Source organism: Xenorhabdus koppenhoeferi (assembly GCF_900116635.1).
Taxonomy (GTDB): Bacteria; Pseudomonadota; Gammaproteobacteria; order Enterobacterales; family Enterobacteriaceae; genus Xenorhabdus; species Xenorhabdus koppenhoeferi.
In genome coordinates this window covers 75,307-88,968 of record NZ_FPBJ01000003.1, presented here as the reverse complement: position 1 = coordinate 88,968, position 13,662 = coordinate 75,307, and the positions used below count along the sequence as shown (strand labels likewise).

The window sequence follows — 13,662 nt, the reverse complement described above, 5'->3', positions numbered from 1 at the left end:
AGGAGTGCTGAAATGGCAATGAACAGAAGAGATTTTATCTCAACTGCCGCGACCCTCGCTGGGGCGGGAGTACTTTCATCTATCCTTCCCACCACATCTTTGCTTGCCCGGGCCTTAACTGCGGTCGATGCTCCGGTCGTCAATATTGACTCACTCCGACCGACGCTATTGCAGGATTCACAGTACAGAACCAGCCGATTGGGATTGGATCCGCGCATCTGGAACTGGCATCGAGACGCGGCTGTCAACGCCATGCCAGCAAACTACTATGAGGCCTCTCTGGCCGATTGGCCGGCTTTTAGACGCTTTTCTGGAGACCAGACTTGTGAGGTTGTCGTCATTGGCGGTGGATTGCTGGGTGCTTCCACTGCGCTGCATCTTGCAGAAGCGGGCGTGGATGTGATTCTGGTTGAAAAAGATAACATTGGTTCGGGAGCCTCTGGCCGTAATGGAGGGCAGATGACCCCCGGAATTGCCCGCTGGGGCGCTGAAACTATACTGGAAAAATTTTCATCGGATGAAGCCAAACGTTTGTGGCGTTTTGCATCGGTTGAAGCGATGAGTCTTGTGGATGAACTCCAGGAGCGTTATGGTTTTGAATGTGACCGCAAATATGGTCATATTACTGCAGCGATACACCCGGGTCATATGGGATCATTGGTGGCTGATGCTGATGCCCGGCGTCATCTGGGAGATACGGCGGTGAAGGTCATTGGGCCACACGAATTGCAGGAACAGTATGTGCATTCGAGTATTTATCATGGGGCCAATATCGACAGCATCGGCGGACAGGTTCAGCCTCTGGCACTGCTGCGAGGTCTGGTTTATGGTTTTGCCAGACTGGATGGACGAGTTTATGACAATACGAAAGTGAAGAGTATCAGGCAGGATGCCAGCAGTACGATCATAGAAACTGAGCGGGGAGTTATCAGGGCGAGTAAAGCCGTGGTACTGGGGGTGCATGGCTCCACCGATAAGTTTATTTTCGGTTTTTCTACTACAGTGCCTTTTTTCTCCTATGTGGCGGTAACTTCGCCGTTGACGGTGGATATCAAAGAACTGATCCCGTCAGATCTGCCAGTCTACGATACACAGTTACAAATAGACTATTATCGCGCGGTGCGCGACAATCGCCTGTTGTTTGGTGGACAGGGTACTGGCAATTCCTGGTCACCGCGTGATGTGAACAATTATTTGCTTGATCGTATCAAAACAGTATTCCCGAATCTGGCAAAACCCGAACTGGAATATTCCTGGAGCGGGATCAGCGACCTGACTCTGAACGGAGCCACTGATGTCCGCAAAAGCGATGGCAACGTCCCTGTGTATATGGTGCATGGCTGGAGTGGTCATGGAGTGGCACAAACGGTGCGTATTGGCAAAGCCATCAGCGACGATCTCACCGGACGCAACCACGACTTTACTATGCTTACTCACATCGATCATGCAAGTATTCCTCTGGGTTCCTATCTCTCACCGGTAGCTCTTCCATTGATTAAAGGTGCTCTGGGAGTGATAAGCACACTTAACCCGGCAGATATGATTTCATTCTGAGTGGTTCGCTTCCGTTAACCGAGAGGCCGCGATTCATTGAGCACTACAATCCCCGGCGGCCAAGCAGGTGTAAGTTAAAGAAAGAAGTGCGCATGCATGGGTATTTGCGGCATTTCAACTCAGCTTTGCATTGCCTGTGCATGATAGGCAATGTGATCTTTGATGAAACTGGAGATAAAGTAATAGCTGTGATCATACTCCTGACGAAAATTTATAGTCACTGGGTAATTGATTGCATTACAGACTTCCAGCAATAAGTCAGGGCGTAACTGGCTATCCAGAAAGTTATCACTGAGTCCCTGATCAATCAGAATGGGGAGCTGTTCTTGCGCATGTTTGATCAACTCCACTGTGTCATATTGCTTCCATTTATTAATGTCTTCGCCAAGATAAGTGGAAAATGCTTTTGTTCCCCACGGAACCTGAGAGGGGGCAACAATGGGAGAAAATGCGGATACGCTGCAATAACGTCCCGGATTTTTTAATGCGATAATCATTGCACCATGGCCTCCCATTGAGTGCCCGCTGATCGAACGGATATCAGTCACTGCAAAATGTGCTTCTATTAATTCAGGCAATTCCGAAACAATATAATCGTACATACGATAATGGGTAGCCCAGGGTTGCTCCGAGGCGTTGAGGTAAAAACTGGCACCTTTTCCAAGATCAAACGCAGGGTCATCAGCGACATCATCACCGCGTGGGCTGGTATCTGGAGCAACAATAACGATGCCATGTTCAGCAGCGTAACGTTGAGCACCTGCTTTTGTCGTGAAATTCTGTTCTGTGCAGGTCAATCCCGAGAGCCAATATAGTACGGGTAATTTTCTTTCTGTTATTTGGGGAGGCAGGAAAATTGAAAAGCGCATTTGGCAGTTCAAAATCTTTGAAGTGTGTTGATAAACATCCTGCCATCCACCAAAACTAGCGTAGTGTTCGATTCTTTCCATTATTTTCGTCCTTACGTGATTTTCTGTAATGGATGTTCGATGATTTGTCACATATACCGTGTTGGCTTGCAACATGGTTTGCTCTCTTCAATAGAGATTGGATCAATAGTGAATGACAGTACGGATGGATTTGCCTTCATGCATCAGGCCGAAGGCATCATTAATCTCTTCCAGAGGCATAGTGTGGGTGACAAAAGGTGCAAGTTCAATGTCACCTTTCATGGCATCTTCTACCATTCCGGGCAATTGACTGCGGCCTTTCACACCACCGAAGGCCGTGCCTTTCCATGTACGGCCTGTAACAAGCTGGAATGGTCGGGTAGAAATTTCCTGTCCGGCTCCAGCCACACCGATTATCACTGATTGACCCCAGCCGCGATGCGCACTTTCGAGGGCGGCACGCATAACGTTGACGTTACCGATGCATTCGAAAGTATGATCAACCCCCCATTTGGTCATATCAATAATGAGTTGCTGGATAGGTTTCTCATGATCATTTGGATTGATGCACTCAGTTGCACCAAATTGTTTGGCTAATTCAAATTTAGCGGGATTTGTGTCGATGGCAATAATTTGGCCTGCCTTTGCCTGACGAGCGCCCTGAATAACGGCAAGGCCTATTCCACCAAGGCCGAAAACGGCCACAGAATCCCCCGGTTGCACTTTGGCAGTATTATGTACGGCACCGATACCGGTGGTTACACCGCAGCCCAGCAGGCAGACATGTTCATGATTTGCCTCTGGGTTGATTTTGGCGAGTGAGACCTCCGCGACCACCGTATACTCGCTGAATGTGGAGCATCCCATGTAATGATAAATAGGCTTGCCATGATAAGAGAAACGGGTTGTACCATCTGGCATGAGGCCCTTTCCCTGAGTATCACGTACTGCGATACAAAGGTTAGTTTTACCGGACTGGCAGAACTCACATTTACCGCATTCTGCTGTATATAATGGAATAACATGGTCGCCGGGTTTTACACTGGTTACGCCTGCACCAACGCTGACCACCACTCCGGCTCCTTCGTGTCCTAAAACAACAGGGAATAGGCCTTCGGGATCATCACCAGAAAGGGTAAAGGCATCTGTATGGCAGACACCCGTATGGCTGATTTTTATCATCACTTCACCCGCTTTCGGTGGCGCGACGTCAATTTCGACAATTTCAAGAGGTCTGTTTGGCCCAAAGGCAACGGCAGCGCGTGATTTCATAGAATTCCTCTTTTCCTTGATGTAAAAAGTGAATGTTAAATTGCCTGTTCAAAACCCAATGCCAAATAGTGGCATCGGGAGTCGTTGTACCGCAAATTTGACAATTGGTGGCTGATATATGGTGGTAACTGTGATCTAAGTACCATTTTGGCAGGAGAGAGTGGGAAACATACTGGGGTTATTCCCTTCCGGGATAAGATTGTTATTGCTGAATAATTGATTGGAATGGATTGTAATAATTCATTTAAAAACCACCGTCATTTTTCTGGCGGTGGTTATATTCAAACCGGGCTTTATAACAATTCAAATGCCTGCTTAAAGATTTCATCGGAATAAGGTTGCTGACCGTTTTCCATTTTAATGATGGCTTTAACTAAAAGGTTCATTGTGGCAACATTTTCCATATCGATTACAGTGTTGCTGGCGACGCCGACCGCTTTACAAACATAAGCAATATAACCCTGAGTATCATTTTCATTGGGTGGTGCCCAACGGGAAATAAACTGGTAAATCGTGTTATCCCCGTATTTGAGTTCATAATTACGCAGAATTTTCAGCATTGCCCGTATGCCGTATTCTGGAGTCACAAACTGACAAAATGATTTGTCTGTCTGCGTATCACGCAAACCCTGCCATTTATCACCGTGGCGGATATTGCCCGGATTGTGATTACGAATCCCTCTTGTCATTACATTCTCCTAAACGTTTATTGATTGCGCGGCTCGCAAATTCTCGAATCTTTTCCACACCAATAAAACCGACGGCACCGCCAAGCGCAGGTGAAACACTGCCTGGAATACCAAAGAGTTCCAGTGCGCTGGAAAATCCCCACGACAGTGCGCCACACAGTAGCGGTTCTACCCAGCGATTTTTCCGCTCTACACCGTCATAAATCAATCGGCCATAACAAATCATTATGGCCAGAATAGAACCGGATATCTGTGGCCATGCGTTTCTCAGACTGTTCAGTACATCGACCCACAAGTCAAGATGTCCTTTCATCATTAACTCCATAATTGAACCCGAATTCTGTATAAGAAGTTGACGAGAAGCCTGTTCCAGAAGCAATGTTTTGGTGCTCGCCGAAATAATTCCAGGGAGGAACAGGCCATGATGTCGATGATTTTTGCCATTTTTCATCCCAAAATGGACGCAATTTTGTCTTGATAACGGACAACGTCTGCGCCGCAGGCAAAGTCATATGTATCCCAGTGAAATTATGACTATTTTGATCCTCTTTCATCTGTCACATTACCGTCATTTTAAAGCCTTCTATCTGGAGTTCCTCTGGGAATATCACCATCAGGATTTCCCCACTTTACTCAGTTATACCCGCTTCGTCAGTGTCGCCCCTTCCGTTTTGGCTCCGCTATGTAGTTATTTGACTCAATTAAAAGGAAAACCTCAAGTACTTCTCCATAGTAACGTCAGTAAAGAAAATCCACATTGTGATGCTGTTGTGCACTGGCTCTTACTGTTCTGCTCAAGGAAAATCGGACACTTTTACGAAGGCCATTTCATATTCCACGGGTGTTAAATCATTATTGGCCGCGTTTGCGCCACCAGAGCCTGCTACTGCAATGCTCGGTGACGTAGAGAAACAGCAGCTGCAACCGATATTGGTTGCCAATTGGCATTGATCGATTAATTGATAGCAAGACCCGCAATGATCATTGCGGGTCTTTATGAATAACCAGTTAATTTTTTTATAGGTTATTATTTAAAATCACTATCTTCTATGGTATACAATGGCAGCTTGTTAAGCGTTCGGCGATTTGATTAACGCCATTGAAAGTTACGATTAAATGATGAACATCTAGAGTAGAGCTATGAACGCAATTGTAAATCTTCTACTAAGCCTACTATCCCTATCCGAATAGGTGGCTGCGTTTATCTGTTTTTCTTATGAAGCCACCAGTTAGGTGGCTTATCTATCTTGCTGGTGGAACTGTTTTTTAACCGGAGTTCCTTGTGACATTTTTTATTATATCCAGCATTCTATTATCTTATATCCTCAGTCAAGAAATTGGTTGTTCTGTGCATCCAAATACACATGTTAACGCCTTAGCGATAAGGAGGTTAGTGTGAGTCAACAATGGACTTCTCGTTTTGGTCACGTATTAGCGGCAGCAGGTTCAGCTGTTGGTATTGGGGCTATATGGAAATTCTCTTATGTTACTGCAACAAATGGCGGTGGTGCATTCCTTTTAGTCTTTTTATTGTTCAGTTTCATCATTGGATTAGCTGTATTGATGGCTGAAAATTTACTGGGAAGTAGTACCGGCGAAAGTGCTGTAAATGCGTTTAAGAAGTTATTAGGTAAGAATTGGGGATTTATTGGTTTTATCGGAATTTTCAGTTCATGGTGTATTTACAGTTTTTATAGTGTAGTTGGTGGATGGACGATTGGTTATGTCTCAATGGCAGCAATTGGGAAATTGAATATAACGGACAGTAATCAGCTGACTGTTATTTTTAATAACTTCATCAGTAACCCCTGGTGGCCGATAATTGCACATTTAGTCTTTGCAAGTTTAACTTGCATTGTAGTTTTAGCTGGAGTGCAAAAAGGCCTTGAAAAAGCAGGGAAGATCATGATGCCACTCCTTATTGTGATCATGGTAGTTTTAATAATTATTGGGATTCGTTTACCTGGTTCATCTGCAGGATTGAAAATGTTTTTATATCCTGACTTTTCTGGTCTGACAGGTAAAGGAATTTTAGACGCATTAGGGCTGGCATTTTTTTCCTTGTCTATCGGTCTGGGAATACATGTTACTTATAGTGCCTATTTACCAAGTAATAAAGGGATTGGTCGCTCTAGTATTTGGGTAGTGATATTATCATGTCTTGTATGTATATTAGCCGGTCTGATGATTTTTCCTGCTTTAACTTCTGCTGGATTAGAACCCAATGCAGGCCCGGGTTTAACATTCATGACGATGCCCATTTATTTTGCTCATTTGCCTGGAGGTACTATTTGGGCAATTACTTTTTTTACATTATTACTGATGGCCGCATTGACTTCATCGATTTCATTGCTTGAGCATATTGTTGCTTATATACAGTCTCGATTTCATTGGTCTCGACGTAAAGCTGGCTTGATTGTTACATTATCTATTATGTTAATGGGGATTCCTGTCTCTTTATCCTTTGGTAAGTTAAGTTTTTTATCGATAGGTGGGAAAAATATTTTTGATATATTGGATTTCATTACATCAAATATTCTGATGCCGTTGTTTGGAATTATAATTTGTTTGATTTTTGGTTGGTCAAGTAAAGCTATTTCATTAATGCCTGATAATATGTCACGATTAAAACGCAAATGTTTATTGCTTATATGGAGATATATTGGCCCGGTTTGTATCGGTATTATTTTGGTACATGGATTGATCTGATTTTGTTGTAAATGTATCAGCTTCTCTATAAGAATCAACAGATAAGCTGATATACCCAATGCATTTCAAGTTGCATCGCGACGGCAAGAGAGCAAATCCCTGGGAGCATAGATAACTATGCGACCGGGGTGAGCGAGCGCAGCCAACAAAGAGGCAGTTTGAAAGACGAAGTGTTATACATTGAATTGATAAGCATATCTTCTTGTCTCTTCGCGCAGTTCGCCCCCTTTTAATTTTCTTGGATTTACATATTAAGGTTTGCAAAGTAGCGCCCTCAAGATTCAACTGAGTTTCAGCATGTCGTATGGCAATTATGCGCATGGTGTATCCCTGAGAAATAGTTTTACTCTAAAGTAAACCAAAAGACTGGTAACTCATCATACAAAAATTTTGTTATACAAAAAACAAATTGATCCAACGAAAAATAACTAAAAAATTAATAACAATTCGTTATAAAATTAATTGTTATTAATTTTTTTACCTGCTATTTTAATATCAATGACATTTGTTCTGTTTAGTGAGGTCGAACTCCACGGATTTACTGAATTGCACTATCTAAAATAGACACTATATTGATTGATGTGATTTTAATTTTAAAAATTATATTTTAACGAATAATTTTAAATGGAAATTGCATGATTCAGTATTTGCGCCAAAAATTTTATGCCATTGCCAGGCAATTCTTAATTTTCCTGTCAATTCAAATAGAAATAGCGTAAGGAAGAGTGTCATGAAAGTATTGATAGCAAAAAATGAAATAGGTACACGATACCACAGTCACATTATCGAAAATGCGGTTCAAAGGTTGGCAGATAAATTAATTGAGAAAGATGTTGAAGTTGTTATTGCGGATTCACTGGATGATAGCTATACGATAATTTCAGCCAATGAACCGTTTGATTGCGTAATGGTCAGTTGCGCACTTATGGATGATGATTTATATCTGAGTATACAGCGATTATTGAATAAGCTATTTGAGCGTCAGGAAAATGTCCCGGTTTTCTTATTAAGCAATAGAGAAAAAACGGTGTTTCTGCTGAATCATGATTTACTGGAACAATTGACTGAGTTTGCATGGATATTGGAAGATTCAGCCGATTTTATTGCCGGTCGTGCCATTGCAGCCATGAAACGTTATCGCCAACAATTATTACCTCCTTTAATGTCTGCCTTGATGAAATACAGCCGAACCTATGAATACTCTTGGGCTGCCCCCGGGCATCAGGGTGGGGTGGGGTTTAATAAAACACCGGCTGGGCGCTTTTATCATGATTATTATGGGGAAAACCTCTTCCGCACCGATATGGGTATTGAGCGCGCCTCATTGGGATCGCTGTTAGACCATTCCGGTGCATTTGGTGAAAGTGAAAGGTATGCAGCCAGAGTATTTGGTGCTGATCATTCTTATTCGGTGGTAGTCGGAACGTCGGGTTCTAACCGTACGATTATGCAGGCTTGCATGACCGAAGATAATGTTGTCGTCATTGACCGCAATTGCCATAAATCCATTGAACAAGGATTAATCCTGACAGGGGCAAAACCCGTCTATATGCTGCCAAGCCGTAACCGCTATGGCATTATCGGCCCTATTTATCCGCAAGAAATGCAGATAAAAACACTACAGAAAAAGTTGAAGCAGAATCCACTGACTCAGGAGATAGCTAATCACAAACCTGTTTATAGCGTAGTGACAAACTGTACTTACGATGGTGTCTGTTATAACGCCAAACAAGTTCAGGAATTGCTGGATAAAAGTGTTGATCGGATACATTTTGATGAAGCATGGTATGGTTATGCACGTTTTAACCCGATTTATCATGATCATTACGCAATGCGTGGAGAGCCTAAAGACCATTCTGGGCCGACAATTTTTGCCACTCATTCATCTCACAAATTACTGAATGCGTTATCGCAAGCCTCTTTCATCCATATTCGTGATGGACGTAATCCTGTTGATTTTGCAAGATTCAATCAAGCCTACATGATGCATACAACAACATCTCCCCTGTATGCGATTTGTGCCTCAAACGATATCGCCGTTTCAATGATGGAGGGTAATAGTGGTTATTCTCTGACGCAGGAAGTTATTGAAGAAGCGATAGATTTCCGTCAGGCATTGGCACGTTTGAACAGGGAATTCAGCGAAGAAGGAGGATGGTTCTTTAAACCGTGGAATCAGGAGCAAGTGATCGATCCGGCTACTGGCAAGAAAGTTGCCTTTGAAGATGCTTCCAGGGATTTACTGGCGCAAGAGCAAAGTTGCTGGGTAATGCACCCGGGGGACAGCTGGCATGGATTTGAAGACTTGCCTGATAACTGGAGTATGCTCGATCCGATTAAAGTCAGCATCTTGGCTCCGGGCATGGGCAAGAATGGCAAATTGCTGAAACAGGGCGTACCGGCAGCATTAGTAACAGCATGGCTGGGCCAGCACGGGATCGTACCTACCCGTACAACCGACTTCCAAATTATGTTCCTGTTCTCAATGGGTATTACCAAAGGAAAGTGGGGAACATTACTCAACACCTTGCTTTCTTTTAAACACAATTATGATGCGAATACACCTTTGAATAAGATATTGCCGGATTTAGTGGAACAGCATCCTGATATTTACAATCAATTAGGCTTGAAAGATTTGGGCGACAAGATGTTCGATTATTTGCGGCAGAATAACCCGGGCGAAAAACTGAATCGGGCTTATGCCAGCTTGCCTGAAATGGTGATGACACCACGAGCCGCTTATCAGGCAATCGTGGCTGATAAGGTGGAAATGGTGGCAATTGATGATCTGACTCATCGCATTGCAGCAAACTCCATCATTCCATACCCCCCCGGAATTCCAATGCTAATGTCAGGGGAAAAATTTGGCGATAAAACCTGTCCACAGATTGGCTATTTACATGCATTACAAAAATGGGATCACGAATTCCCTGGTTTTGAACATGAAACGGAAGGGACGGAGATCATCAACGGTATTTATCATGTTTTGTGTGTAAAAAAGTGAGAACGGGAAGATAAATTATGGCTACAGTTTCAGAGGCGAAAAAAGTCGGATTGGTTCCCGTTACACTGATGGTTGCGGGTAACATCATGGGATCAGGCGTTTTTTTGCTGCCCGCCAGTTTGGCTGCAACAGGAGGTATTGCCATTCTCGGCTGGCTGGTAACTATCATTGGTGCTGTCGGGCTATCGATAGTGTATGCCAAGATATCTTCACTGGATGATAGTCCGGGGGGTTCTTATGCCTATGCACGGCGGGCCTTCGGGCCTTTTTTGGGGTACCAGACCAACGTACTGTATTGGCTGGCGTGCTGGATCGGTAATATCGCGATGGTCGTGATCGGGGTTGGTTATCTTAGCTATTTTTTCCCAATCCTAAAAGATCCGATTGTCCTGACCATCACATGTATAGCAATACTGTGGATGTTTGTCTTTTTGAACATTATTGGGCCACATGTTATTACTCGCGTTCAGGCTGTAGCGACTACATTGGCCTTGATCCCAATTGTAGCGACAGTGGTATTAGGATGGTTCTGGTTTAATGGCAAAACATACATGGATGCCTGGAATGTAAGTGGACTGAATACCTTCGGTGCAATCCAAAGTATTCTGAACGTCACATTATGGTCTTTTATCGGTGTTGAAAGTGCTTCGGTTGCTGCCGGCGTGGTTAAGGACCCTAAACGCAATGTACCGATTGCCACCATCGGCGGTGTGCTTATTGCTGCTGTCTGTTATGTCCTGTCCAGTAGCGTGATTATGGGGATGATCCCTAACGCAGCGTTGAAAATCTCATCATCTCCTTTTGGCGATGCGGCCAGATTGGCGCTGGGAGATACTGCCGGTGCGATTGTTGCCTTTTGTGCCGCGGCCGGATGTTTAGGCTCACTTGGAGGCTGGACATTATTGGCCGGGCAGACAGCTAAAGCGGCCGCAGATGATGGGCTGTTTCCTGCGATTTTTGCCAAAGTGAATAAAGCGGGAACGCCGGTGGCTGGTCTGTTGATCCTTGGTGTCCTGATGACAATTTTCCAACTCAGCAGTGTGTCTCCAAATGCAGCTAAGGAGTTTGGGTTAGTTTCTTCTGTTTCGGTTATTTTTACCTTGATACCTTATTTGTATACCTGTGCGGCCTTGTTGCTCATCGGGCATGGTCACCTTGGGCAAGAAAAGGGACGATATACTGTCATCACTTTCATTGCCTTTATGTATTGTATCTGGGCTGTTTTGGGCACAGGGGCGAAAGAGGTGGTATGGACGCTGGTTGTGATGATGATAATCACGGCTATGTATACGTTTAACTACAACACGAAACATCCAGTACCTTTTCCTCTGGATAAAAAAGAGTAAATCGGATTTTGGATATTGTTTATTTTGTTATTCATATTGGGTGCTGGAATATCAGCACCTTTTTTATTAAATAGCACTCCAAAATTGTAGAGCACCTCCTTACTCCTTGTGCAGACTTCTTGAAAGCCATTGGGTATATATTCCTGCGGGAAAATGGCTGATTAATAATATCGCCAGTGGAGTTAATAGTATAATTTCTTATAGCTCAGCAGGAAGTTCATTTATTTTCGGTGGCTTGGTTAGTACGAAGATGAATGAGTTATTTGATGGTGCTGGGTTTATTTTTGCATTTCAAGTGTTGCCGGCCATTATTTTTATTACCTCTTTAATATCGATTCTTTATTATCTTGGAATTATGAAATGGATCATTAATATCCTGGGGTATTTATTTCAGAAATCAATGAAAATTAGCAAAGTTGAGTCCTTTGCCGCGGTAACAACCATATTTTTAGGGGAAAATAAGCTTCCTGCGGTTTTAAAACTTTTTATCAATCAAATGAATCGTAATGAGCTTTTTACCGTCATGTGCAGCGGAATGGCCTCCATTGCGCTGCACATGCTGGTTGGGTATGCAGGTTTGGGAGTGCCGATAGAATACCTTTTGGCTGCATCATTGATGGCAATCCCAGGAGGGATTGTATTTGCTCGTTTGCTTAGCCCTGCGACGGAGGCTTCACAAGTTCAATTTGGTCAAATCTCATTTAGCGAAAAACGCCCTGCCAGCATTATTGAAGCAACTCTATCCAACCTTATGAGTGCAACGATAGCAGGGCTATTTATGAGTTTATAAAATTAGTCCTTTGCAATGAAGTTGGATATACCTATTAGTTGTAAGGGCATTTAGTTGCAAGGGCATTGATTTAAGCTCGTGGTCAATAAATCGGTAACTTGAAAAATGAAGGACATAGGAGCTAACATGTTTAGGTGTTAGATAACTCACAGTAAGTTGCCTGAATTTCAATATACTAAAGAAATCAGGATAACTCGGTATTTCAGGTAATAGGAGCGTGCATATGTACAAAATTATTTTAGTACCAGTAGATATTTCAGAAGAAGATCTAACTAACAAGGCTGTTGACTGCGCGCTTAAAATCGCCAGAGAGACAGGGGCTAAATTACATTTTTTACATGTATTGCCTATTTCGTCAGCGATTATCAATGCTTATGCATTAGGCTATATGGAAATTAAAGACAAAGCGACTATCAAGGCGGAGAAAGACTTGAAAGTGCTGGTGGATTCCATTGACTTACCGATTGATCGTATTTCTTATTCAATTGCATTTGGCTCACCAAGAGACGAAATCACTGCTACGGCAAGTGAAATTGATGCTGATTTAATCGTCCTTGGTTCAAGACGGCCTAACATCACTACACACTTACTGGGTTCTAACTCCTCCGGGGTTGTCAGATACGCAAAAACGTCTGTATTAGTAGTTCGATAATAATTGTCATCAGGAATAGTGAATTAATGGTTATATAGATTTTTAGTGACGGCTTTACTGGTTGGGTTCAATAACTACAGTTATATCCGATTACAGGGGAATGTATATGTATAACACGATTTTAGTTCCGATTGATATTGCAGAAGATCAATTAACTGATAATGCAATTAAACATGCAGAATATTTGGCAAAAATATCTAATGCAAAGATTCACCTGTTTCACTCAGTGCCAGATATATCAAGATTTTCTGTGAGTTACAGTTATCATTATGATTTATTGAGTTCTTTTGCTAAAAAAGCAATTGCAAATTCTGAAGAAGAACTTAAAAAAGTCGTAGAAAAAATCGATTTACCTAAAGATAGAATATCGTTCTCTGTTGCCTTTGGTTCTCCGCGAGATAAAGTGCTGTCTACTGCCCATGAAATTGGCGCTGATCTAATTATTGTTGGATCACGTCGGCCGGATATTACAACGCATCTATTGGGTTCAAATGCATCAAGTATTGTGGGATATGCCAATACCTCAGTATTAATTGTTCGGTAATTAATTTTGTTTTAATACTCAGTGGATTTCGAGTTGTAGAGTGACAAAAAGTGAATTAATCTCCAGTCATATATACCCAATGGATTTCAAGATGCAGCGCGACGGCAAGGGAATGAGTCCCAGGAGCATAGCTAATATGTGACTGGGGTGAGTGAGCGCAGCCAACAAAGCTGCAACTTGAAAGACGACGGGTACAGTGAACTATGTGACTG

At 42.9% G+C, this 13,662-nt stretch carries 10 protein-coding genes and 2 pseudogenes; 8 read left to right on the top strand and 4 right to left on the bottom strand.

The genetic code is table 11. The annotated features are described in order from the left end of the window. The first annotated feature begins 12 nt into the window (after positions 1 to 12). Positions 13 to 1,554, top strand: coding sequence for an NAD(P)/FAD-dependent oxidoreductase (locus BM329_RS01730; protein WP_092547994.1), 1,542 nt, complete (start codon positions 13 to 15; stop codon positions 1,552 to 1,554). A gap of 119 nt (positions 1,555 to 1,673) precedes the next feature. Here BM329_RS01730 and fghA read toward each other — a convergent pair whose 3' ends face one another. The 4 genes from fghA to BM329_RS01710 form a co-directional block, all read right to left on the bottom strand. Next, positions 1,674 to 2,504 carry an S-formylglutathione hydrolase gene (fghA, locus tag BM329_RS01725; protein WP_092547991.1) on the bottom strand — a complete coding sequence of 277 codons (831 nt, stop codon included), beginning with the start codon at positions 2,502 to 2,504 and terminating at the stop codon, positions 1,674 to 1,676. Positions 2,505 to 2,606: 102 nt separating this feature from the next. After that, positions 2,607 to 3,716, bottom strand: a complete 1,110-nt coding sequence (locus tag BM329_RS01720; protein WP_092547988.1) for an S-(hydroxymethyl)glutathione dehydrogenase/class III alcohol dehydrogenase — start codon at positions 3,714 to 3,716, stop codon at positions 2,607 to 2,609. Positions 3,717 to 4,009: 293 nt separating this feature from the next. Then, positions 4,010 to 4,405, bottom strand: coding sequence for a structural protein (locus BM329_RS01715; RefSeq protein WP_092547985.1), 396 nt, complete (start codon positions 4,403 to 4,405; stop codon positions 4,010 to 4,012). Then, complete coding sequence (locus tag BM329_RS01710; protein WP_092547982.1) at positions 4,386 to 4,718, bottom strand: phage holin, lambda family; 333 nt, start codon at positions 4,716 to 4,718, stop codon at positions 4,386 to 4,388. The genes BM329_RS01715 and BM329_RS01710 overlap by 20 nt, the downstream gene beginning before the upstream one ends. Positions 4,719 to 4,828: 110 nt before the next feature. Between BM329_RS01710 and BM329_RS01705 the strand changes: the two are divergent. From BM329_RS01705 to BM329_RS01675, 7 genes and pseudogenes are all read left to right on the top strand, one after another. Further along, positions 4,829 to 5,121 (top strand): annotated as a pseudogene (locus BM329_RS01705) (IS982 family transposase); the annotation flags it as partial. 679 nt (positions 5,122 to 5,800) lie between these two features. Then, complete coding sequence (locus BM329_RS01700; protein ID WP_092547979.1) at positions 5,801 to 7,114, top strand: sodium-dependent transporter; 1,314 nt, start codon at positions 5,801 to 5,803, stop codon at positions 7,112 to 7,114. A 730-nt stretch (positions 7,115 to 7,844) separates the two neighbouring features. Continuing rightward, a complete protein-coding gene (gene adiA, locus BM329_RS01695) occupies positions 7,845 to 10,118 on the top strand; it encodes an arginine decarboxylase (protein ID WP_092547976.1) in 2,274 nt (757 codons plus the stop codon). 17 nt (positions 10,119 to 10,135) lie between these two features. After that, positions 10,136 to 11,464 (top strand): arginine/agmatine antiporter, encoded by a 1,329-nt coding sequence (adiC, locus tag BM329_RS01690; protein WP_092547973.1) that lies wholly within the window; start codon positions 10,136 to 10,138, stop codon positions 11,462 to 11,464. 133 nt (positions 11,465 to 11,597) lie between these two features. After that, positions 11,598 to 12,221 (top strand): annotated as a pseudogene (locus tag BM329_RS01685) (nucleoside recognition domain-containing protein); the annotation flags it as partial. Positions 12,222 to 12,477: 256 nt separating this feature from the next. Beyond that, positions 12,478 to 12,906 (top strand): universal stress protein, encoded by a 429-nt coding sequence (locus BM329_RS01680; RefSeq protein WP_092547971.1) that lies wholly within the window; start codon positions 12,478 to 12,480, stop codon positions 12,904 to 12,906. Positions 12,907 to 13,012: 106 nt separating this feature from the next. Beyond that, positions 13,013 to 13,450, top strand: coding sequence for a universal stress protein (locus BM329_RS01675; RefSeq protein WP_092547968.1), 438 nt, complete (start codon positions 13,013 to 13,015; stop codon positions 13,448 to 13,450). The last annotated feature ends 212 nt before the right edge of the window (positions 13,451 to 13,662 follow it).

What these genes read in the sequence shown, in the direction of transcription:
- BM329_RS01730 (WP_092547994.1), top strand. Translation starts at nt 13, where the DNA reads ATGGCAATGAACAGAAGAGATTTTATCTCAACTGCCGCGACCCTCGCT.
- fghA (WP_092547991.1), bottom strand. Translation starts at nt 2,504, where the DNA reads ATGGAAAGAATCGAACACTACGCTAGTTTTGGTGGATGGCAGGATGTT.
- BM329_RS01720 (WP_092547988.1), bottom strand. Translation starts at nt 3,716, where the DNA reads ATGAAATCACGCGCTGCCGTTGCCTTTGGGCCAAACAGACCTCTTGAA.
- BM329_RS01715 (WP_092547985.1), bottom strand. Translation starts at nt 4,405, where the DNA reads ATGACAAGAGGGATTCGTAATCACAATCCGGGCAATATCCGCCACGGT.
- BM329_RS01710 (WP_092547982.1), bottom strand. Translation starts at nt 4,718, where the DNA reads ATGAAAGGACATCTTGACTTGTGGGTCGATGTACTGAACAGTCTGAGA.
- adiA (WP_092547976.1), top strand. Translation starts at nt 7,845, where the DNA reads ATGAAAGTATTGATAGCAAAAAATGAAATAGGTACACGATACCACAGT.
- adiC (WP_092547973.1), top strand. Translation starts at nt 10,136, where the DNA reads ATGGCTACAGTTTCAGAGGCGAAAAAAGTCGGATTGGTTCCCGTTACA.
- BM329_RS01680 (WP_092547971.1), top strand. Translation starts at nt 12,478, where the DNA reads ATGTACAAAATTATTTTAGTACCAGTAGATATTTCAGAAGAAGATCTA.
- BM329_RS01675 (WP_092547968.1), top strand. Translation starts at nt 13,013, where the DNA reads ATGTATAACACGATTTTAGTTCCGATTGATATTGCAGAAGATCAATTA.